18 protein-coding genes are annotated in these 19,480 nt (G+C 70.0%); 5 read left to right on the top strand and 13 right to left on the bottom strand.

Going from position 1 to position 19,480, the window contains the following annotated elements:
• Positions 1-189 precede the first annotated feature (189 nt).
• Complete coding sequence (locus F9C11_RS14040; protein WP_409185300.1) at positions 190-552, bottom strand: winged helix-turn-helix transcriptional regulator; 363 nt, start codon at positions 550-552, stop codon at positions 190-192.
• A 75-nt stretch (positions 553-627) separates the two neighbouring features.
• Here F9C11_RS14040 and F9C11_RS14035 point away from each other — a divergent pair, with 75 nt between their 5' ends.
• Positions 628-1,557, top strand: coding sequence for an NADP-dependent oxidoreductase (locus tag F9C11_RS14035; protein ID WP_409185299.1), 930 nt, complete (start codon positions 628-630; stop codon positions 1,555-1,557).
• On the opposite strand, the gene F9C11_RS14030 is transcribed toward F9C11_RS14035, so the two are convergent.
• The 9 genes from F9C11_RS14030 to F9C11_RS13990 all read right to left on the bottom strand — a co-directional run bounded on the left by F9C11_RS14030 (position 1,554) and on the right by F9C11_RS13990 (position 11,247).
• On the bottom strand, positions 1,554-2,501 hold the full coding sequence (locus F9C11_RS14030; RefSeq protein ID WP_409185298.1) for an NADPH:quinone reductase: 948 nt from the start codon (positions 2,499-2,501) through the stop codon (positions 1,554-1,556). The genes F9C11_RS14035 and F9C11_RS14030 overlap by 4 nt on opposite strands.
• Positions 2,502-2,573: 72 nt before the next feature.
• Positions 2,574-3,629: an alpha/beta fold hydrolase gene (locus F9C11_RS14025; protein WP_409185297.1), complete on the bottom strand. Its 1,056-nt coding sequence runs from the start codon at positions 3,627-3,629 to the stop codon at positions 2,574-2,576.
• Positions 3,630-3,732: 103 nt separating this feature from the next.
• Positions 3,733-4,596, bottom strand: coding sequence for an SDR family oxidoreductase (locus F9C11_RS14020; protein ID WP_409185296.1), 864 nt, complete (start codon positions 4,594-4,596; stop codon positions 3,733-3,735).
• A 61-nt stretch (positions 4,597-4,657) separates the two neighbouring features.
• Positions 4,658-5,167, bottom strand: a complete 510-nt coding sequence (locus F9C11_RS14015) for a GNAT family N-acetyltransferase (RefSeq protein WP_409185295.1) — start codon at positions 5,165-5,167, stop codon at positions 4,658-4,660.
• A 59-nt stretch (positions 5,168-5,226) separates the two neighbouring features.
• Positions 5,227-6,384 carry an acyl-CoA dehydrogenase family protein gene (locus F9C11_RS14010; RefSeq protein WP_409185294.1) on the bottom strand — a complete coding sequence of 386 codons (1,158 nt, stop codon included), beginning with the start codon at positions 6,382-6,384 and terminating at the stop codon, positions 5,227-5,229.
• The gene (locus tag F9C11_RS14005) at positions 6,381-8,366 is read right to left on the bottom strand and encodes an acetyl/propionyl/methylcrotonyl-CoA carboxylase subunit alpha (RefSeq protein ID WP_409185293.1); all 1,986 of its coding nucleotides are present in this window, start codon (positions 8,364-8,366) and stop codon (positions 6,381-6,383) included. The genes F9C11_RS14010 and F9C11_RS14005 overlap by 4 nt, the downstream gene beginning before the upstream one ends.
• 5 nt (positions 8,367-8,371) lie before the next feature.
• On the bottom strand, positions 8,372-9,985 hold the full coding sequence (locus F9C11_RS14000) for a carboxyl transferase domain-containing protein (RefSeq protein ID WP_409185292.1): 1,614 nt from the start codon (positions 9,983-9,985) through the stop codon (positions 8,372-8,374).
• Positions 9,986-10,106: 121 nt separating this feature from the next.
• The gene (locus F9C11_RS13995) at positions 10,107-10,604 is read right to left on the bottom strand and encodes a hypothetical protein (protein ID WP_106964916.1); all 498 of its coding nucleotides are present in this window, start codon (positions 10,602-10,604) and stop codon (positions 10,107-10,109) included.
• A 52-nt stretch (positions 10,605-10,656) separates the two neighbouring features.
• On the bottom strand, positions 10,657-11,247 hold the full coding sequence (locus tag F9C11_RS13990) for a TetR/AcrR family transcriptional regulator (protein ID WP_409185291.1): 591 nt from the start codon (positions 11,245-11,247) through the stop codon (positions 10,657-10,659).
• 196 nt (positions 11,248-11,443) lie between these two features.
• Here F9C11_RS13990 and F9C11_RS13985 point away from each other — a divergent pair, with 196 nt between their 5' ends.
• Positions 11,444-12,214, top strand: coding sequence for an SGNH/GDSL hydrolase family protein (locus tag F9C11_RS13985; protein ID WP_409185290.1), 771 nt, complete (start codon positions 11,444-11,446; stop codon positions 12,212-12,214).
• Positions 12,215-12,272: 58 nt separating this feature from the next.
• On the opposite strand, the gene F9C11_RS13980 is transcribed toward F9C11_RS13985, so the two are convergent.
• Positions 12,273-13,400 (bottom strand): homoserine O-acetyltransferase, encoded by a 1,128-nt coding sequence (locus F9C11_RS13980; protein WP_409185289.1) that lies wholly within the window; start codon positions 13,398-13,400, stop codon positions 12,273-12,275.
• On the bottom strand, positions 13,397-14,704 hold the full coding sequence (locus tag F9C11_RS13975) for a bifunctional o-acetylhomoserine/o-acetylserine sulfhydrylase (RefSeq protein ID WP_409185288.1): 1,308 nt from the start codon (positions 14,702-14,704) through the stop codon (positions 13,397-13,399). Before F9C11_RS13975 ends, F9C11_RS13980 begins: the two co-directional genes overlap by 4 nt.
• Before the next feature lie 169 nt (positions 14,705-14,873).
• On the opposite strand from F9C11_RS13975, the gene F9C11_RS13970 reads away from it, so the two are divergent.
• Complete coding sequence (locus tag F9C11_RS13970) at positions 14,874-15,362, top strand: hypothetical protein (protein WP_409185287.1); 489 nt, start codon at positions 14,874-14,876, stop codon at positions 15,360-15,362.
• Between the two features lie 71 nt (positions 15,363-15,433).
• Complete coding sequence (locus F9C11_RS13965) at positions 15,434-17,002, top strand: PucR family transcriptional regulator (protein ID WP_409185286.1); 1,569 nt, start codon at positions 15,434-15,436, stop codon at positions 17,000-17,002.
• Positions 17,003-17,098: 96 nt separating this feature from the next.
• On the opposite strand, the gene F9C11_RS13960 is transcribed toward F9C11_RS13965, so the two are convergent.
• Positions 17,099-18,040, bottom strand: coding sequence for a zinc-binding dehydrogenase (locus F9C11_RS13960; RefSeq protein WP_409185285.1), 942 nt, complete (start codon positions 18,038-18,040; stop codon positions 17,099-17,101).
• Positions 18,041-18,230: 190 nt separating this feature from the next.
• On the opposite strand from F9C11_RS13960, the gene ald reads away from it, so the two are divergent.
• On the top strand, positions 18,231-19,346 hold the full coding sequence (ald, locus tag F9C11_RS13955; protein ID WP_409185284.1) for an alanine dehydrogenase: 1,116 nt from the start codon (positions 18,231-18,233) through the stop codon (positions 19,344-19,346).
• Positions 19,347-19,480 lie beyond the last annotated feature (134 nt).

Genomic DNA, 19,480 nt, shown 5'->3' with positions numbered 1-19,480 from the left:
AACACCATCGGCCTCCCTCTGCCGACTGCAGTGACCTGCGGATCGCGGGCGGGCCCTCCGGCGTTGCACTCTGTTGCCAGCCGTCGCCGTTCCGAATTCGAATCGTGACCGTGCCTGCCGCGTGACTGATTACGAAAAGCGCAGTTCAGCCGGTATTAAAAGGTGGAATTCACCGTTAACAGGTCTTGCTCAGCCGTTTTGCGCGGCTGAATCCAGTGCGTCCAGAACCGCGTCCCCATTCGCGCGGGCCCACTCCGTCAGGGTGTGGATCGGCTCGATCAGCGTCGCTCCCAGCGGGGTCAGTTCGTATTCGACGCGCGGCGGGGCCTCCGCGTACGCCTGGCGGCGGACGAGACCGTGCGCTTCGAGGCGGCGCAGGGTCTGGGTGAGCACTTTCCGGGAGATGCCGCCGATCAGCTCGACCAGGTCGCCGTGCCGGACTGGGCCCTTGCTGAGACCGGCGAGCACAACCACTGTCCACTTGTCGGCGATCAGCTCTACTGCCAGCCGCGCCGGGCAGTCGGCGAGGAAGACGCCGCGGGAACCGCTCATGGAATCCAAGGTACCCGCAGGTACCTATCGGACTCCTAGCCTGGTTTTCGTTCCCCTCCAGAAATCAGGAGAGTCATGCGAGTCATCACCCAGCATCAGCTCGGCGGCCCCGAAGTGCTCACGATCGCGGACGCGCCCGAGCCCCGGGCCATCCCGACCGAGGTCCTCGTCCGGGTCAAGGCGATCGGGCTGAATCCGTTGGAGGCGCGGCTGCGCGAGGGCGAGTTTCCGTTGCTCGGCGAGCCGCCGTTCGTGCTCGGCTGGGATGTCAGCGGGGTGGTCGAAGAGGCGTTGACGTGGCGGTTCCGGCCGGGCGACGAAGTGTTCGGGATGCCGTTGTTCCCCCGTGCGGCCAACGCGTATGCCGAGGTCGTGGCTGCTCCGGCCCTGCATCTGGTCCGCAAGCCGAAGGAGCTTTCGCACGTCGAGGCGGCGGCGTTGCCGGTCGTCGGGCTGACGGCGTGGCAGGGGCTGGTCCACCTCGGCGGCGTCGAGGCGGGCAGTCGCGTGCTGGTCCACGGCGGGGGCGGCGGCGTCGGGCACGTCGCGATCCAGATCGCGAAAGCCCTTGGCGCGCACGTGATCACGACCGCCAGCGAGAGCAAGCGGGAGTTCGTCGAGGGGCTCGGCGCCGACGAGGTCGTCGACTACCGGAAGGTCGACTTCGCCGAGACGGTGCGCGAGATCGACGTTGTGCTCGACACTCTTGGCGGCGACAGCGCCGAGCGGTCGCTCGGGGTTCTCCGGCCGGGCGGGCATCTGGTGACGGCGGTCGCGGACGAAGACACGGAGTTGATCGCGAAGTTCGAGGCGGCCGGAATGCGGTTCAGCGGCATCGCGGTGGACCCGGATCCGGACGGGCTGCGCGGGCTGGTCGACCTGGTGGAGCAGGGCAAGCTCCGGGTCCACGTGCAGGAGACGTTTCCGTTCGAGCGCGTCGCCGACGCGCATCGGCTGCTGGACCGCGGGCATCTTCAGGGCAAGGTCGTGCTCACGGTGGCTTAAACCGTCAGCACGATCCGGCCTCGCGCCTCGCCTGATTCCTGCAATCGGTGCGCCTCGGCGGCCTCCGACAGGGGCAGGCGAGCGCCGATCCGGGGGCGCAGGATTCCGGTGGACAGCGCGCGGTTGACGACGCGGGCCGCGGAACCCAGTGCGGCGATGCCGGCGTTGCTGATGGCGAAACCGCGAATGCTGGCGTCGCGCGTGTACAGCTGGCCGATCGGCAGGGTCGGGGTCGACTGCATTCCGGCCATCGCCACGATGCGGCCGCCGCGGGACAACCGCGGCACCGCCGAGACCAGGTCGTGGTGTCCGGCGTTGTCCCACAGCAGATCCACTGCCGGGAGCTTGCGGTAGAGATCGGGATCGGCGTAGTCGAAAACCTCGTCGGCACCGCATTCCCGGCACCACTGCGCGTCGTCGGCGCGGGCGGTCGCGATGACGCGTAGACCGGCGGTCGAAGCAAGTTGGACGACCGCGCTGCCGACGCCGCCGCCCGCGCCCAGCACCGCGATCGTCTCGCCGTACCCGGCGTCGGCGTGCTCGAAGAGGCCAAGGTACGCCGTCGCCGCGGTGTGCAGGACGGCTACGGCGTCGTCGGAAACGCCTTCCGGCAACGGGTAAAGCCGGTCTTCCGGCACCGCGCAGAGTTCGGAAAAGGAGCCTTGCCTGCCGTCGTGGCCGAGGCTGTTGCACCACACGCGGTCGCCGGGCGCGAAGCGGTCTACTGGCGATGAGACAACAGTGCCCACCAGATCCCGGCCGATGACGAACGGGAACGTAAGCGCGGTGGGATAAGCGCCGGAGCGGATGAAAGTGTCGACGTGGTTCACCGCCACCGCGGACACTTTCACCAGCACTTCGCGCGGACCCGGCTCGGGATCCGGGAGCTGACCGACCTTGATCTCGGAACTGTCGCCGGGCGACGTCACGTATGCAGCGATCACCGGTTCACGGTACCGCCGGTTTTTCCCGGCCGCGCGCGGATTCCCCGCCGCCCGCGATTCCCGCGGAAACGGTCAGCTGATCCGGTCGTCCAAAAACTCGTCCAGGTAACGCCAGGTCGTGCCCCGCGCGCGGCGTCCGGTCAGCACGCCGAGATGCCCGCCGGGCGCGGTGCGGAACCGGACTTCCGGCGCGTTTTCCAGCAGCTGCACCACGCGTTCCACCGACGCTTGCGGCGCGATGGTGTCGTTTTCGCCCGCCACCACCAGCATCGGCGTCTTCACGTCGGACAGGCTGATCTTGCGCCCGTTCAGGTCGACGGTGCCCTCGGCGAGGTCGTTGGTGCGGAACAAGCGGTGGTACAGCTGGCCGAACGTCCGCCCGGGGTAGGCGTACATGTTGTCCATGAAGTGGTCCACCGCCTCGATCTGCGCGAGGTAGTCGCGGTCGTCGAGGTTTTTCAGGATCGCCAGCGGTTTCGTGATCTCCTTGGAGATCCCGGTGGCGCGGAACACCCGGGTGACCAAATAGGACGGTGCGCCGCCGAACACCCGGTACACCGGGGTGAGCAGATGGCCGCCGGTGAGGTCCACGAGCGGGCGGAACGGCGCGACGATCGGGATCGCGGTGAAATCGACCGGCGAGCCGACCGCGGTGATCGAGTCGATCGGGAGGCCCGGCTGGTCCGCGCTCACCAGCATGGAGAAAATCCCGCCGAGCGACCACGACACCAGGTGCACGCCCTGGCCGCCGGCGTCCTCGCTGACCTTCCGGATCGCCCTGGGCAGCACCTCGTCGATCCAGTGCTCGATGCCGAGGCGGCGGTCGGAGAACGCGACCATGCCGTAGTCCACGAGGTAGGTCGGCCGCCCGCCCTCGACCAGGTGCTCGATGAGGCTGCAGCCGCGGCGCAGGTCGAAGCACAGCGCGGGTGCGGCCAGCGGCGGGACCAGCAGCACCGGCGGGCCCGAGACCTGCGACGCGCCGTGCGTCATCCGGTACACCGACCGGTTGGGCCCCTGGTCGATCAGCACCCTCGGCATCGGCCGCAGATCGGCGACCCCACCCTGGAAAACCTTGCCCACGACGTTGGCCGCCGCGGCAGCCAACCGGGCCGGTGGGGAAACCATCTAGCGCCTCCTGGAACTCGTCTTCTGCCGGGCATCTTGCCGTGCGGGCGGGCGCGGCATCAACACGCCACTCCCGCAAGCACCGGGCAAGCGCATGTCCGGCTCAGCTGCTCTCACCAGGCGGGATGGACGGCGCGCTCCGGGCGGCGCGGCCCTCGTACTCGGCGCGCTCGGGCGAATGCGCGGCCGACGCCAGCAGCTGGTCGCCGCCGAGCGCGCGCACCAGCCACTCGCCGAACGCACGCGGGAACAGCCGGGTGATCCGGCCGGTCAGATCGAGCGATTTCGGGACGAAGACGTCGAACTTCGGCCGCTCCAACGCGTCGACGATCGCCGCCGCGACGTCTTCCGGGCCTACTGACTTGATGAACCGCGCCTCGCCCAGCCCGGACGCGAGTTCCGTGCGCACCACCGCGGGCATCACGCACGACACCTCGACGCCGGTGCCGCGCAGCTCCAGCCGCACCGCCTCGGACAGACCGACCACAGCGTGTTTCGTGGCGCAGTACGTGGCCGCTCCGGAGAATCCGGACTTTCCGGCCATCGACGCCACGTTAACGATGTGCCCGCGGCCGCGCGGCTTCATCCGCTTGACGGCCTCGCGGGTGCCGTGCACGACGGCGTGCACGTTGATCTCCAGCAGCCGCCGCGTGGCCGCGTCGTCCTCCTCGTCCAGCGGGGAGAGCGGCATGATCCCGGCGTTGTTGATCAGCACGTCGAGCGGTCCGACGGTGCGTTCGACGTCGTCCAGGAACGCGGTGAAGGCGGCCGTGTCGGTGACGTCCAGCGGCGCGGCGACCACGTCCGGGGCCAGCTCGCCGGCGGTTTTCTCGGCGCGGACCCGGTCGAGGTCGCCCAGCACCAGCCGGGCCCCTCGCCGGTGCAGCGCGGCGGCGGTGGCCGCCCCGATGCCCTGCGCGCCGCCCGTGATCACGACGACCTTTCCGGAGAGCGACTGCCTGGCCATGGCGGACTCCTCGGCTCTATTGACACTTAGCCAATATCGTCCTCCGGATCAGTCCGGGCCGCTATCCCCCAACCCGCTGTTCGAGGACCTGGCCGAGCCAGCCGTCGACGGTGAACTGCTCGGCCGGCGTGAAGCCCTGGCTCTCGTAGTAGCGCGGCAGATCGCCGTCGCCGCCCGCCCAGCAGTCGACGCGGACGAGATCGATCCCGCGCCGTTTCGCCTCGTCCATCGCGTGCTCAAGCAGCCGCGAGCCGACGCGGTGCCCGGTGAACTGCCGGGAGGTGATCAGCAGCCGCACGTACAGTTCGGGCTCGTCGACCTTCGGCGCGTACGGCATCGCTTCCCCGAGGATCAGCGCGCCCGCGGGCTTTCCGTCGATCTCCGCCATCCGGAACTCGGGATCGGCCGCGTACTCGCGCACCCGCTCGACCCGCTTCGGGATCGTGCTCCACGGTTCGGTGCCCCACTGGCCCGCGCTGCCGCGCGCGACCAGCCACTCGACGGCGTCGTCGAAAAACCCCAGCAGTACGTCTGCGTCTCCGGCGACCCCAGGCCGGACAGTGAACTCCATAGGGACAAGTGAAGCAGCGCCGCCGGGACTCCGCCCGGACGCCCCGGCGGCGCTGGGTCTCAGGCCCCCACTCCGAGGTGGCGCGCGATCAGCATCTTCTGGACCTCGCTGGTGCCCTCGCCGATTTCCAGGATCTTCGCGTCGCGGTAGAAGCGGCTGACCGGGAACTCGTTCATGAAGCCGTATCCGCCGAAGATCTGCGTCGCGTCGCGGGCGTTGTCCATCGCCGCGTTCGACGCCACCAGTTTCGCGATCGACGCTTCCTTCTTGAACGGTTCGCCGCGCAGCATCTTCGACGCCGCCTGGTAGTACGCCAGCCGGGCGGTGTGCGCGCGCACTTCCATGTCCGCGATCTTGAACTGGATCGCCTGGTACTCGCCGATCCGGTGGCCGAACGCGACGCGGTCCTTCGCGTACTTCAGGCATTCGTCCACGCAGCCCTGCGCGAGCCCGACGCTCAGCGCGGCGATCGCCACCCGTCCTTCGTCCAAAATGGACAGGAACTGCGCGTAGCCACGGCCCCGCTTGCCGACCAGGTTGTCCGCCGGCACCCGGACGTCCGAAAAGGACAGTTCGTGGGTGTCCGAGCAGTTCCAGCCGACCTTCGAGTACTTCGGGGCCACCGCGAAGCCCGGCGTGCCGGACGGGACGATGATCGCCGAGATCTCCTTGCGGCCGTTCTCCATCACGTCGGTGACCGCGGTGACGGTGACCAGCTTCGTGATGTCGGTGCCGGAGTTGGTGATGAACGCCTTGCTGCCGTTGATGACCCACTCGTCGCCGTCGAGCCGGGCGCGCGTGCGGGTGGCTCCGGCGTCGGAACCGCCGCCGGGTTCGGTGAGGCCGAATCCGCCGAGCGCCTCGGCCGTGGTCAGCATGGGCAGCCAGGTTTCCTTCTGCTCCTGGGTGCCGAAGCGGTAGATGGGCATCGCGCCGAGCGAAACCCCCGCCTCCAGCGTGATCGCGACCGAGGAGTCGACCCGGGCCAGCTCCTCCAGCGCGAGGCACAGCGCGAAGTAGTCCCCGCCCATGCCGCCGAATTCCTCCGGGAACGGCAGGCCGAACAGGCCCATCTCGCCCATCTTGGCGACCAGTTCGTACGGGAATTCTTCCTTCTCGTACAGCGGGCCGATCACCGGCGCGACCTCCGCCTGCGCGAAGTCCTCGACCGTCTTGCGAAGCGATTCGTATTCCTCGTCCAGCCGGAAGTCGATCACTGCTTCTCCTCTGCTGCGCTCACCACGGCCAGCGTCTCGTCGAGCGCGACCTGCTGGCCGGCCCGCACCGAAAGCTCAGTCACCACACCGTCGATCGGCGCGGTCACGGTGTGCTCCATCTTCATCGCCTCGACGACCAGCAGCGGCGTGCCCGCGCTCACCACGTCGCCTTCGGCGGCCTTGACCACCAGCACCGTTCCCGGCATCGGGCTCTTCACCGGACCGGCGCCCGCCGCCTCGCCGCGCGAGGACAGCGTCACTTCCTGGTCGGCGAACGCGAACGACTTGCCTTCGCGGGCCAGCCACACTGTCCGTTGTGGACCGTCGGCGCAGCGGTAGCGCTCCACGCCGTTCGCCCGGCGGACTTCGAGCAGATCGCCTTCGCGGCGGGCGGAAACCCGCACTGGTTCGGAGTCGTCCACTCGCACCGTAGCGTCCGACGGCGTGCCCTCGACGCGCACCACGGCCTGGTTTTCCCCAGTGCGCAAGCGGAAAGTGATCCCACCGGGTCCGCTGAGCCGCCATCCGCTCGGGATGTCCCACGGGTCCACGACCGCGCCGGTCGGCTGCAGCGCGAGCAGCCGGTCCATGGCCGCGGCGACGAAGAACCCGGCCGGGACTTCCGAGGAGACCAATTCGGACAGTCGCCGGTCGACCAGTTCGGTGTCCAGCCGTCCGGCGCGGACGTCCTCGTCGGCGAGCAGGCCGCGCAGGAACGCGATGTTCGTGCCGAGCCCGAGCAACGCGGTGTCGGCCAGCGCGCGGTCCAGCTTCTGCAGCGCCGACGCGCGGTCCGGGCCGTGCGCGATGATCTTCGCCAGCATCGGGTCGTAGTTCGAGCCGACCACCGCGCCGACCGACATCCACGAGTCCACCCGCACGCCGTCGCCGGAGGGCTCGTGCACGGCCAGCACCGTGCCGCCGGTCGGGATGAACCCGCGCGCCGGATCCTCGGCGTAAACGCGGGCTTCGACGGCGTGCCCGTCGAGGCGCACGTCTTCCTGCGTCAGTCCGAGCGGCTCCCCCGCCGCCACCCGCACCTGCCAGGACACCAGGTCGAGGCCGGTCACCATCTCCGTGACCGGGTGCTCGACCTGCAGCCGGGTGTTCATCTCCATGAAGAAGAACTCGTCCGGGTTGTGCGCGGACATGATGAACTCGACGGTGCCCGCGCCGACGTACCCGACCGACCGCGCGGCTTCGGCGGCCGCCGCGCCCATTTTCGCCCGGGTCGCCTCGTCCAGCAGCACCGACGGCGCTTCCTCGATGATCTTCTGGTGCCGCCGCTGCAGGCTGCACTCGCGCTCGCCGAGGTGCAGCACGGTGCCGTGGGCGTCGGCCAGCACCTGGATCTCGATGTGCCGCGGCGTGGTGACGAACCGCTCCATCAGCAGCGTGTCGTCGCCGAACGAACTCTTCGCCTCCCGGCGCGCGGACTCGATCGCGGCGTCCAGTTCGGACTCATCGTGGACCAGCCGCATGCCCTTGCCGCCACCGCCGGCGGACGGCTTCAGCAGCAGCGGGTAGCCGACTTTCGCCGCCGCTTCGGCGAAGCCGCCTTCCGGAATGTCCACATCGGACGCACCGGGCACCACCGGCACCCCGGCCGCGGACACCGTGGCCTTCGCCCGGATCTTGTCGCCCATTTTGTCGATCGCTTCCGGCGGCGGGCCGATGAACACCAGCCCGGCCTCCGCGCACGCCCGCGCGAACGCGGTGTTCTCGGCGAGGAAGCCATACCCCGGGTGCACCGCCTGCGCGCCGGTTTCCCTTGCCGCGTCGATGATCGCCGGGATCGACAGGTAGCTCTTCGCCGCTTCGGCCGGGCCGAGGCGCACCGCGGTGTCGGCCTCGCGCACGTGCCGGGCATCTGCGTCCGCGTCGCTGTACACCGCGACCGAACGGATCCCGAGCGCACGCAGCGACCGGATTACGCGAACCGCGATCTCCCCGCGGTTGGCGACCAGAACAGTCTCGAACACCCTCATCACATCCGGAAGACGCCGTAGTTGACCTCGGGCAAAGGCGCGTTGGCCGCGGCCGACAGCGCGAGCCCGAGCACCGTGCGGGTGTCCGCCGGGTCGATCACGCCGTCGTCCCACAGCCGCGCCGTGGAGTAGTACGGGCTGCCCTGTTCCTCGTACTGCTCGCGGATCGGGTCCTTGAAGGCCTCTTCGTCCTCAGTGGACCATTCGCCGCCGCGGCCCTCGATCGCGTCGCGGCGGACCGTCGACAGCACCGAGGCCGCCTGCTCGCCGCCCATCACGGAAATCCGCGCGTTCGGCCACATCCACAGGAATCGCGGCGAATACGCCCGGCCGCACATGGAGTAGTTGCCCGCGCCGAAGGAGCCGCCGATGATCACGGTGAACTTCGGCACCCGCGCGCAGGCCACCGCGGTGACCATTTTCGCGCCGTGCTTGGCGATGCCGCCCGCCTCGTACGCGCGGCCGACCATGAAGCCGGTGATGTTCTGCAGGAACACCAACGGGATCGAACGCCGGTCGCACAGTTCGATGAAGTGCGCGCCCTTCATCGCGGACTCGGCGAACAGCACGCCGTTGTTCGCGATGATGCCGACCGGGTGGCCGTGGATGTGCGCGAAGCCGGTGACGAGCGTCGAGCCGTATTCCTTCTTGAACTCCGCGAACCGGCTGCCGTCGACGATGCGGGCGATGACCTCGCGCACGTCGTACGGGGTGCGCGAGTCCGTCGGCACCACGCCGTACAGCTCGCGTTCGTCCACCGCGGGCGGTTCGATCTCCTTGACGTCCCACGGCCGCGGCGTGCGCGGGCCGAGCGTGGAGACGATGTCGCGGACGATGCGCAACGCGTGCGCGTCGTCGTCCGCGAGGTGGTCGGTGACGCCGGACTGGCGCGCGTGCACGTCGCCGCCGCCCAGTTCCTCAGCGGTGACGACCTCGCCCGTCGCGGCTTTCACCAGCGGCGGGCCACCGAGGAAAATGGTGCCCTGATTGCGCACGATGACCGCTTCGTCGCTCATCGCCGGGACGTACGCGCCGCCCGCGGTGCACGAGCCGAGCACGGCGGCGATCTGCGGGATCCCGCGCGCGGACATGGTGGCCTGGTTGTAGAAGATCCGGCCGAAGTGCTCGCGGTCCGGGAAGACCTCGTCCTGGCGCGGCAGGAACGCGCCGCCCGAGTCGACCAGGTAAATGCACGGCAGGTTGTTGTGCAGGGCGACTTCCTGCGCCCGCAGGTGCTTTTTCACCGTCATCGGGTAGTAGGTGCCGCCCTTGACCGTGGCGTCGTTGGCCACGATCACGCATTCGCGGCCGGACACCCGCCCGATCCCGGTGATGATGCCCGCCGACGGGGCCTCGTCGTCGTACAGCCCGGTGGCCGCGAGCGGCGAAAGCTCGAGGAACGGGGATCCCGGGTCCAGCAGCGTGTCCACCCGGTCCCGAGGCAGCAGTTTGCCGCGTTCCACATGACGGGCGCGCGATTTCTCCGGCCCGCCGAGCCGGGCGGCGGCGAGCCGCTTGTGCAGATCCTCGACCAATTCTCCGTGCGAGGTGACGCTCCGGGCGAAGGCGTCGCTGTTCGGGTCCGCGGAACTGCGCAGTACCGGCGTGTCCATGGCTCTCCGTCGAGACGTTAGCGGTCGTTAACTCCGCCGGAGATGTTAGTGCTCGTTAACCGCCGTGTCCAGCCCAGCACGAAGCACCCGGCCGCGCGACCGGGTGAAAGGAGGGAGCAGGTCAGCCCGCGACGGCGTCGGAGATCCAGCCGGCCACCGGCAAATCCCGTTCGAGGCATTCGACCGACAGCCGGATCGTCCAGCGCAGCGCCTGCAGCAGGAGGCTGTCCACCTCGTTCGGCGCGGCGCTCGCCAGCGCGATCTCGACCTGTTCGCGCGCGGCGGCGGTGTTGCCGTGCACCTCGGCGAGCAGCGTGCGAACGGCGGTGCGCACCGGCGGATCCGCCTGGTCGATCGAAACCTCTTCGCCCGCTTCGTCGAAAACCTGCACCTTGACCGGGGCGGTGCCGCCGTCACCGAGCGTGGACACCATCGCGCTGCACTCGCCGAAGAGCAGCAGCATCAGCTCTTTGGTTTCCTCGTCGCGTTCGCCCGGCTCGTCGGACGAGGGCGTGACCTCTTCCAGCGCCTCCGTGTCCTCGCCAAGGCTGATGGCGACGAGCGCGCGCTGTGCCTTCTCGACGAGCCGCTGCTCGCCCTCGCTCCGGTCCGCGGTCACGTGCCTATCAAACACCAGACCGGCGGTCGGCGGGATACCCCGGATCGCGGCCTCAGCCCGCCGCGGAAAGGGCGCCCAGCGCGAGGCGGCACAGCAGATCGGCGAGCGCGCTGTCACCGAGATGGCGGTTGTAGGGCGTGGAGTTGATCAAGCCGAACACGGCGTGTGCCGCCGACCGGGCCTGGCGTTCGCCGAGGCCGGGCACAGCTTCGCGAATCGCCCGCACCCACACCTCGACGTACTGCCGCTGGAGCGCGCGCACCTGCTTGCGGTCACCGTCGGTGAGGTTCGCGAGATTGCGCTCCTGCACGGTGATCAGCGACGGATGCTCGAGCGCGAAGTCGACGTGGAAGCGGACGAGCGCGGCCAGCAGCTCGTCCGGGGCGCCGCCCGCCGCGGCGAGCTTGGTGCCGCCTTCGAGCAGGTAGTGGCTGATCGAGTTGAGCATTTCCCCGAGAATCGCGTCCTTGCTGCGGAAATGCCGGTACAGCGCGGGACCGGAGATGCCGACGGCCGCGCCGATGTCGTCGATGCCGACGCCGTGGAAACCGTGGTGGGCGAACAGCTCCGCGGCGGCGGAGAGGATCTGTTCCCGCCTGTTCGGCTTCGCGCCGTTCACCAGTGGGAGGGAATTCGCCGACATCCGCACATAGTAGGTCCCGCGGTTAGCGAACGCTAACTTACCGTCCTACTTCCTGCTTGAGCCAAGTGGAGGCACCCGGATTTGAGGGGTGTCTCGTGGGGATTGCACCTGGTAAAGCTTTACCGCGTCAAGCTGTCACGACAGGAGTGACCTAATGGCTGCAAACACCCGTCAACCATCACGACGCATCTTTCGGATGTGCGCGGCCCTGGGGGTCGCTCTCGCTGCCTCGCTCGGCTTCGCCACCGGTGCGAGCGCTGCGTCGCAAAACTACGTCGCGCTCGGCGACTCCTACTCCTCCGGAGTGGGCGCCGGGAGCTACGGCGATTCCGGCAGCTGCAAACGCAGTGCCAACGCGTACGGCCAGCTGTGGGCCAACGCCCACTCCGGCACCAATTTCACCTTCCTCGCCTGCTCGGGCGCGAAGACCGGCGACGTGCTGAACCAGATCAGCTCGATGCCGTCCAACGCCACCTTGATCACGCTCACCGTGGGCGGCAACGACGCCGGGTTCACCGACGTGATCAAGACGTGCACGCTGGGCAGCGACCAGACCTGCGTGGACCGGGTCAACACCGCCAAGACCTACGTCCAGAACACCCTGCCCGGGCTGCTGGACAAGGTGTACTCGGCGGCCAAGAGCAAGGCCCCCGGCGCCAAGCTGGTCGTTTTGTCCTACCCGCGCTTCTACACCGTGCCGGGTTCGTGCAACGTCGGGCTGAGCGACACGAAGCGGTCGGCGATCAACTCCGGGGCGGACACGCTGGCTTCGGTGCTGTCGTCGCGGGTTTCCGCCGCCGGCGGCAAGTTCGTGGACGTGCGCTCGGCGTTCGTCGGGCACAACATCTGCTCGTCGGCGAGCGACTACCTGCACAGCTTGACCTGGCCGGTGGACGAGTCCTACCACCCGACCGCCGCCGGGCAGCGGGGCGGCTACTACTCGCCGTTGACCTCGGCGATCGGCTGACAGTTTTCGCGAAGACGCGTGAGGGCCGCCTTGGTTTCGAGGCGGCCCTCACCGCGTCTCAGCCCAGCAGGGTCTTGACCAGCGCGGCGATCTGCTCGGTCTCGATGAGGAACGAATCGTGGCCGTACGGCGAAGTCAGCACCGCGGCCTCGCCCCCGACCGCGCCGGCGATCTCGTGCGACTGGTACGGCGGGTAAAGCCGGTCGCTGTCCACCGCGGCGACCACCGTGCGCGCGGTGACCCGGCCCAGTGCGGCGGCGACCCCGCCTCGGCCGCGGCCGACGTCGTGGGTGTTCATGGATTCGGTGAGCACCACGTAGGAACCCGCGTCGAACCGGCGGACGAGTTTGTCCGCGTGATGGTCCAGATAGGACTCGACCGCGAACCGGCCGCCGGTCAGCGGATCCTCGTCCGGCTGCGGCCGGTTTCCGAAACGCGTTTCCAGTTCGGGTTCGCAGCGGTAGGTGACGTGCGCGATCCGCCGGGCCACGCCCAGTCCGCGGTGCGGGCCCTCGGCGGCGGTGTAGTAGTCGCCGCCGTGCCAGGCCGGATCGCTCCGGATCGCGTGCAGCTGCGGTGCGGCCCAGGCGATCTGCTCGGCGGACGCGCGGGCGGTCGAGGCGAGAACGAGCGCGGAGGCGACCCGATCGGGTTGACTTGCCGCCCATTCGAGAGCCCGCATCCCGCCCATCGAACCGCCCGCGACGGCGGCCCAGCGTTCGATGCCGAGCGCGTCCGCGAGGGCGGCTTCGGCGGCGACCTGGTCCCGGACGGTCAGGGCCGGGAACCGGCTGCCCCACGCCTCGCCGTCCGGAGCGGGCGAGGACGGGCCGGTCGACCCCTGGCAGCCGCCGAGCACGTTAGGGGCGACGACGAACAGCTCGCCGGTGTCGAAAGCCTTGCCGGGGCCGATCAGTCCGTCCCACCATCCGGGACTCGGATGTCCGGGTCCGGCGGGACCGGCGGCGTGGCTGTCGCCGGTGAGCGCGTGCTCGACGAGGACAGCGTTGGACCCGTCGGAGTTGAGCGTTCCCCACGTTTCGTACGCGAGGGTGTAGCCGGGCAGGGTCGCACCGGCCTCCAGCGCGAGCGCGCCGGGGCCGGTGAACCACTGCCGGTTGCCGGGTGGGTCCCCCGCCCGCCACGCGCCGGTGACGGGCGGAGGACTCGCGCCGGGATCCGTCACAGCGCCGCCTTGGCGGCCCGGAAGCCCGCCTCGAGGTCGGCCTTCAGGTCCTCGATGCCTTCCAGCCCGACGGCGAGCCGCACGAGGCCCGGCGTGACGCCGGCGGCGACCTGCTCGTCCGGGCCGAGCTGGCTGTGCGTGGTCGACGCCGGGTGCACGATCAGGCTGCGCACGTCGCCGAGGTTCACCAGCTGGCTGTGCAGTTCGGTGCCGTCGACGAACTTCCGGCCCGCCTCGACGCCGCCGCGCAGCTCGAACGACAGCACCGCGCCGACGCCGCGCGGCAGGTACTTCTGCGCCGCCGCGTGGTACGGGCTCGACGGGAGACCGGCGTAGTAGACCTTCTCGACCTCGTCGCGCTCCTCCAGCCATTCCGCGAGCGCCTGCGCGTTGGCGGAGTGCCGTTCCACGCGCAGCGACAGCGTCTCGATGCCCTGCAGGATGAGGAAGCTGTTCAGCGGGGCGATCGCCGCGCCGGTGTCGCGCAGGATCTGCACGCGCGCCTTGGCCGCGAACGCGCCCGGGCCGAGCGCCTCCCAGTACTTGAGACCGTGGTAGCTCGGGTCGGGCTCGGTGAAGCCGGGGAACCGGGCCGGGTCCTTGCCGAAGTCGAAGGTGCCGCCGTCGACCAGCACGCCGGCGACCGTCGTGCCGTGGCCGCCGAGGTACTTCGTCGCCGAGTGCACGACGATGTCCGCGCCGTGCTCGATCGGGCGGACCAGGTACGGCGTCGGCACCGTGTTGTCCACGACCAGCGGGACGCCGACCTCGTGCGCGACGTCGGCGACCTTGCGGATGTCGAGGACGGCGCTGCTCGGGTTGGCCAGAGTCTCGGCGAAGAACAGCTTGGTGTTCGGCCGGACCGCGGCCCGCCACTGCTCGGCGTCGTCCTGGTCGTCGATGAAGGTGACCTCGATGCCGAGCTTCGGCAGCGTGTAGTGGAAGAGGTTGTAGGTGCCGCCGTAGAGCGACGGGCTGGTGACGAAGTGGTCGCCCGAGTTGGCCAGGGTCAGGATCGCCGCGGTGACCGCCGCCGAACCGGAGGCGAACGCGAGACCGGCGACGCCGCCTTCGAGGGTGGCGACGCGCTGCTCCAGCACGTCCTGGGTCGGGTTGTTGATGCGCGTGTAGATGTGGCCGGGCTCGGCGAGGCTGAACAGGTCCGCCCCGTGCTGCGTGTCGCGGAAGACGTACGAGGTGGTCTGGTAGATCGGCGTCGCGCGGGCTCCGGTGGCCGGGTCGGGCGCCGCCCCCGCGTGGATCTGCTTGGTCTCGAAGGACCAGCTCGTGGTGTCTTCCGGCATGTGCTCGCTCCTAGCGGTCGGGATCGGGTCGGCTGGGCGCGACGCTAACCAGGCCGGACGAAACGCCCAACCGCTCTCACGGGATGAGAGCCCTACGCACCCGGACGTAGGAAGAAATGCCGAGCGCTGACGGACGACGCGACACTCCGGTAAAGCGCACGCTCAGCGCATGGACTGGAGAATGCGGCCGGCGACCCGGAAGTGGTTCCTGTTCGGCCACGTCGTCACGTCGGTCGGCTGGATCGGAGCCGAACTCGCGGTGCTGATCTGCAGCGTTCTCGCGATCGCCGAGCTCGATCCGGTGACCACGCGCAGCGCGAACGTCATCGCCGGGGTGCTCGCCGGGGCGCTCTACTTCCCGGCCAGCCTGCTCGCCCTGGCGACCGGGGTCGTGCTCGGGCTGGGCACGAAATGGAAGCTGGTGCGCTACCACTGGGTGCTGTGGAAGCTGGTGGCGACGCTGGCCCTCTTTGTCGGTGGGAACCTGCTGGTGGTGCCCTCTTTCGTCGCGCACGGCGAGCAGGCGGCGCGCGGCGAGGTCGTCGGCGCGAGCGCGGTGTCCGGCACGGGGGCGATGAGCGTCGGGTTGACGTTGCTGTTGGCGGCGACGCTGGTGTCGTACTTCAAACCCTGGCCGAAGGTGTTTTGCGCTAACTAGTGCCGCGGGTGGCGAAACCGGGGCAGTCTTCTACCGTTCCAGCAAGAACGTCAGAAGCGCTGGAGGTAGCTGTGGTTTCGGTGCGCAGCGTCGTGGACCGGGTCGGTCCCACGCTGCTCCACGCGCTTCTCGTGCCCGAAGGCTGCCCCGCGGTCGGCGACGTGGTGATCGCCGAGCCGGGGGCGGAGTCCGCCATCGCGGCCGGCGACCTGGTGCTCGGCGTGGCGACGGTCGAGGCGGCCGACGCCGCGGAACTCGTCCGGGTGAGCGCCGGCCGCGGTGCGGCGGCCGTGTTGCTGAAACCGCCGCTGGCCGCGAAACAGCCGGTGCGGCGCGCGGCGAAATCGGCGGGGATCGCGTTGATCCAGGTGCACGCGGCGACGTCGTGGGCCCAGCTGGTCTGGCTGTTGCGCACGGTTCTGGACGCGCTCGCCGACGAATCCGAAGCGCTCGAAGAAGGCGGCGACCCGGGTTCCGGCGATCTTTTCCGGCTCGCCGACGCCGTGGCCGCGGTGGTCGACGCGTCGGTGACGATCGAGGACACCAACTCGCGCGTGCTCGCCTACTCCGCGCGCCAGGACCTCACCGACCCGGCGCGCGTCGCGACGATCATGGGCCGCCGCATCCCGGACGACGTGCTGGCCCGGTTCCGCTCGCGCGGCGTGTTCCGCGAGCTTTCCCGCGGCAGGCAGACGATCTTCGTCCCGGCCCAGCGCGACGGCACCCTGCCGCGGCTGATCGTGCCGATCCGGATGGGCGGCGAACTGCTGGGGTCGATGTGGGCGGTCGTCCCCGGTCCGGTCTCGGAGGAACGCGCAGCGGCTTTCGCGGACGCGGCCCCGGTAGTCGCCTTGCACCTGCTTCGCCGCCGCGCGCACACGGACGCGCAGCGCCGGGCATCCGCCGAATTGCTGCGCGCGGTCTTGGAGGGACAGGTCCCGCCGCGGCGGGTGGTCGCCGAACTGGACCTGTCCGACGAGCCGCACCGGGTCGTGGTCGTGGATGTCAGCGGCGGCGACAGCCGGGACGCCGAGGGCCTGTTGCTGGCGTTGCTGGAACGGATTTCGCAGGGTTTCGGACGCCGCCCGGTCGCGGCCGATCTGGGCGGGCTGTTGTACGTCGTGGTGCCGGACCGCCCCGGCGAGGGCGGCTGGCCGGAACTGCGGGAGGCACTGCTAGCCCAACCCGCTTCCCGCCGCGGCGGACTCCCCCGCGCGGCCGCGGGCGCGCCAGGCGACCCGACCGCGCTGGCTGCGTCCCGCGCCCAAGCGGACGAGGCACTGGGCCTGCTGCGAGCCGGGCTGGTCGAGGGCCGCGTCGTGGCTTACGACGAGGCCTGGACCGCCCTGGTCCTGCACCGCGCCGCCGCCGGAGCAGCGGCGGCGCAGGTGTCGGAACTCGGCCCGCTCGGCGTGCTGCGCGAACACGACGAGGCGAGCAATGCGGGGTATGTCGACACTCTTTACGAATGGCTCCGACACCCCGGCGACCCGCGCGCGGCCGCGGAACGGTTGCGCATTCACCCGAACACGTTGCGGTACCGGATGAAACGGCTGCTGGAACTTGTTCCGCTAAACCTGGACGATCCGGATGTCCGGCTTGCTTTGCTTACCCAGCTGATCGCCCTTCGCTGGAGCTGACCCGGTAGCTGAGGTCGTTGGCGCGCAACCGGAACCAGGCTGCGGCTCGGCTTCCGGAGAAGTCCGCCGCCCCGAACGAAACCGCAGCGAACCGCGTCACGCGACCAGCAGCGTCTTCCCGATCGTCCCCCGAGATTCGATCGCCGCGTGCGCGTCAGCCGCCCGTTCCAACGGGAATCGCTGCCCGATCACCGGGGTGAGCTGCCCAGCCGCGGCCGCCGCCAGCGCCGATTCCGTGTAGCCGCGCATCGCCGCCGCGTCGCCGATCGACCGGACCAGCTTGACCCCGCGCGCGGCAGCGTCCTCTTCGGACACTTCCGCCCACGAACCGCTTGCCAGGCCGTAAATCGCCATCCGCCCGCCGGGGCGCACCAGGCTGAACGCCGCGGTGCCGACCGCGCCTCCCACGCCGTCGAACACCACGTCCACCTCCCCGGCCCGCGCGGTCCACTCCGGATCGGTGTAGTCGACCGCCAAGTCCGCACCCAGTTCCCGGGCGCGGGCAAGCTTTTCCGCGCCACCCGCGGCAGCCACGACCTCCGCGCCCGCGGCCTTCGCCAGCTGCACCAGGAGGCTGCCGACCCCTCCGGCGGCGGCCTCGACGAGCACCCGTTCCCCCGGAGCCACCGCGGTCGCGTGCACCAAGCCGGTCGCGGTCCGGCCGTCGGCCAGCAACGCGACCGCCGCGTCGAGGCTCAGCGCGTGCGGCACCGGGAACACCGACGCCGCGTCCACGACCACGCGCTGCGCGTAACCGCCGCTGCCGCCGGTCGACGTCACCACGCGTTTCCCGACCAGCGCCGAGTCGACGCCCTCCCCGGCGCGGCTGATCACCCCGCCGACGCCGTTGCCGGGCACCATCGGAAGCGTGCTGCCGAACGGTCCCGTCCCGGTCGCCCGGAACTGGGTTTCCACGAACGTGACGTTCGCGAACGCCACCTCGATCAGCACCTGCCCCGGCCCGGGAACCGGATCGGGCGCCTCTCCCGCCTTCAGCACCGCCGGCCCGCCGAATTCCCGCAGCCACACCGCTCGCATGTAAGCCCTTCCTCGAAGTCTCCGCCAAGGTCCAGCCAACTACCTCAAGTGCGGTCGAGGTCAAGGGCATTGTCCTGGCAGCACTATCGACCGGGCGCAAGACTGTGGCGGCGGGATGATGACACCGCCGTCCGGGTAGATCACCGTGAGTGGCAACACCTTCGACAGAACCGCCGCCAGGAGGCAAGCAGTGCGCATCGCCGTTCCCCGTGAGATCAAGAAGCACGAGTACCGGGTCGCGTTGACCCCGGCCGGCGTGCACGAACTGGTCGGTCGCGGGCACGACGTCTTCGTCGAGACGGGTGCCGGGACCGGGTCGTCCATCACGGACGAGGAATACGTCGCCGCGGGCGCGAAGGTGCTCGCCACCGCGGAGGAGACGTGGGCCGAGGGCGAGCTCGTGCTGAAGGTGAAGGAGCCGATCGCCGAGGAGTATCCGCGCCTGCGCAAGGATCTGGTGCTGTTCACCTACCTGCACATCGCCGCGGACCGTCCGCTGACCGACGCGCTGCTGGCCGCGGGCACCACCGCGATCGCCTACGAAACGGTGCAGAAGGCGAACGGCGCGCTGCCGCTGCTGGCCCCGATGTCCGAGGTCGCGGGCCGCCTCGCCCCGCAGGTCGGCGCTTACGCCCTGATGAAGCCGAGCGGCGGCCGCGGTGTGCTGCCCGGCGGCATCCCCGGCGTGCACCCGGCCCGAGTCGTCGTCATCGGCGGCGGCGTGGCCGGCCTCAACGCCGCCCGCGTCGCGCTGGGTCTTGGTTCGGACGTGGAAATCCTCGACACCAACGTCGACCGCCTCCGCCAGATCGACAACGACTTCGGCGGCCGCATCCGCACCGTAACCTCCAACCGCCTTTCGGTGGAACAGTCGGTCCTGGAAGCGGACCTGGTCATCGGCGCGGTCCTGGTCCCCGGCGCGAAGGCGCCGAAGCTGGTCTCCAACGACCTGGTCTCCCGCATGAAGCCGGGCAGCGTCCTGGTGGACATCGCCATCGACCAGGGCGGCTGCTTCGCGGACTCGCGCCCGACCACGCACGACGACCCGACCTACACGGTCCACAACTCGGTCTTCTACTGCGTAGCGAACATGCCCGGCGCAGTCCCGCGCACGAGCACCTACGGCCTGACCAACGTGACCCTCCCCTACGCGGTGCAGCTGGCAGACAAGGGCTGGAAGCAGGCCCTGTCCGCCGATCCCGCCCTGGCCCTGGGCCTCAACACCCACTCCGGCGCCCTGACGAACGCCCCAGTGGCCACCGCCCACAACCTCCCCCACACCCCCGTCGAAACCGCCCTCGCATAACCCACCCCCAAACGAAAGCGGCGAGGCCCCATCGGCCTCGCCGCTTCTCTTACACCCAACGCTTTTTGTTCCAACCCACTCCCCCACCCAACCGCCGCCGAACGCACCGTGGGGGTCCGGGGGGCTCGGCCCCC

Origin of the sequence: Amycolatopsis sp. VS8301801F10, from assembly GCF_046195355.1 — a bacterium.
In the GTDB taxonomy this organism is placed as follows: Bacteria; Actinomycetota; Actinomycetes; order Mycobacteriales; family Pseudonocardiaceae; genus Amycolatopsis.
Note: the sequence above shows the minus strand (reverse complement) of the source record. Positions and strands in the feature narration are given on the sequence as shown.

Coding starts and splice junctions, on each gene's coding strand:
- F9C11_RS14025 (WP_409185297.1), bottom strand. CDS start 3,629: ATGGTTTCCCCACCGGCCCGGTTGGCTGCCGCGGCGGCCAACGTCGTG.
- F9C11_RS14000 (WP_409185292.1), bottom strand. CDS start 9,985: ATGGACACGCCGGTACTGCGCAGTTCCGCGGACCCGAACAGCGACGCC.
- F9C11_RS13970 (WP_409185287.1), top strand. CDS start 14,874: ATGGACTGGAGAATGCGGCCGGCGACCCGGAAGTGGTTCCTGTTCGGC.
- F9C11_RS14020 (WP_409185296.1), bottom strand. CDS start 4,596: ATGGCCAGGCAGTCGCTCTCCGGAAAGGTCGTCGTGATCACGGGCGGC.
- F9C11_RS14040 (WP_409185300.1), bottom strand. CDS start 552: ATGAGCGGTTCCCGCGGCGTCTTCCTCGCCGACTGCCCGGCGCGGCTG.
- F9C11_RS13960 (WP_409185285.1), bottom strand. CDS start 18,040: ATGCGAGCGGTGTGGCTGCGGGAATTCGGCGGGCCGGCGGTGCTGAAG.
- F9C11_RS14035 (WP_409185299.1), top strand. CDS start 628: ATGCGAGTCATCACCCAGCATCAGCTCGGCGGCCCCGAAGTGCTCACG.
- F9C11_RS14015 (WP_409185295.1), bottom strand. CDS start 5,167: ATGGAGTTCACTGTCCGGCCTGGGGTCGCCGGAGACGCAGACGTACTG.
- F9C11_RS13990 (WP_409185291.1), bottom strand. CDS start 11,247: ATGTCGGCGAATTCCCTCCCACTGGTGAACGGCGCGAAGCCGAACAGG.
- F9C11_RS13985 (WP_409185290.1), top strand. CDS start 11,444: ATGTGCGCGGCCCTGGGGGTCGCTCTCGCTGCCTCGCTCGGCTTCGCC.
- F9C11_RS13975 (WP_409185288.1), bottom strand. CDS start 14,704: ATGCCGGAAGACACCACGAGCTGGTCCTTCGAGACCAAGCAGATCCAC.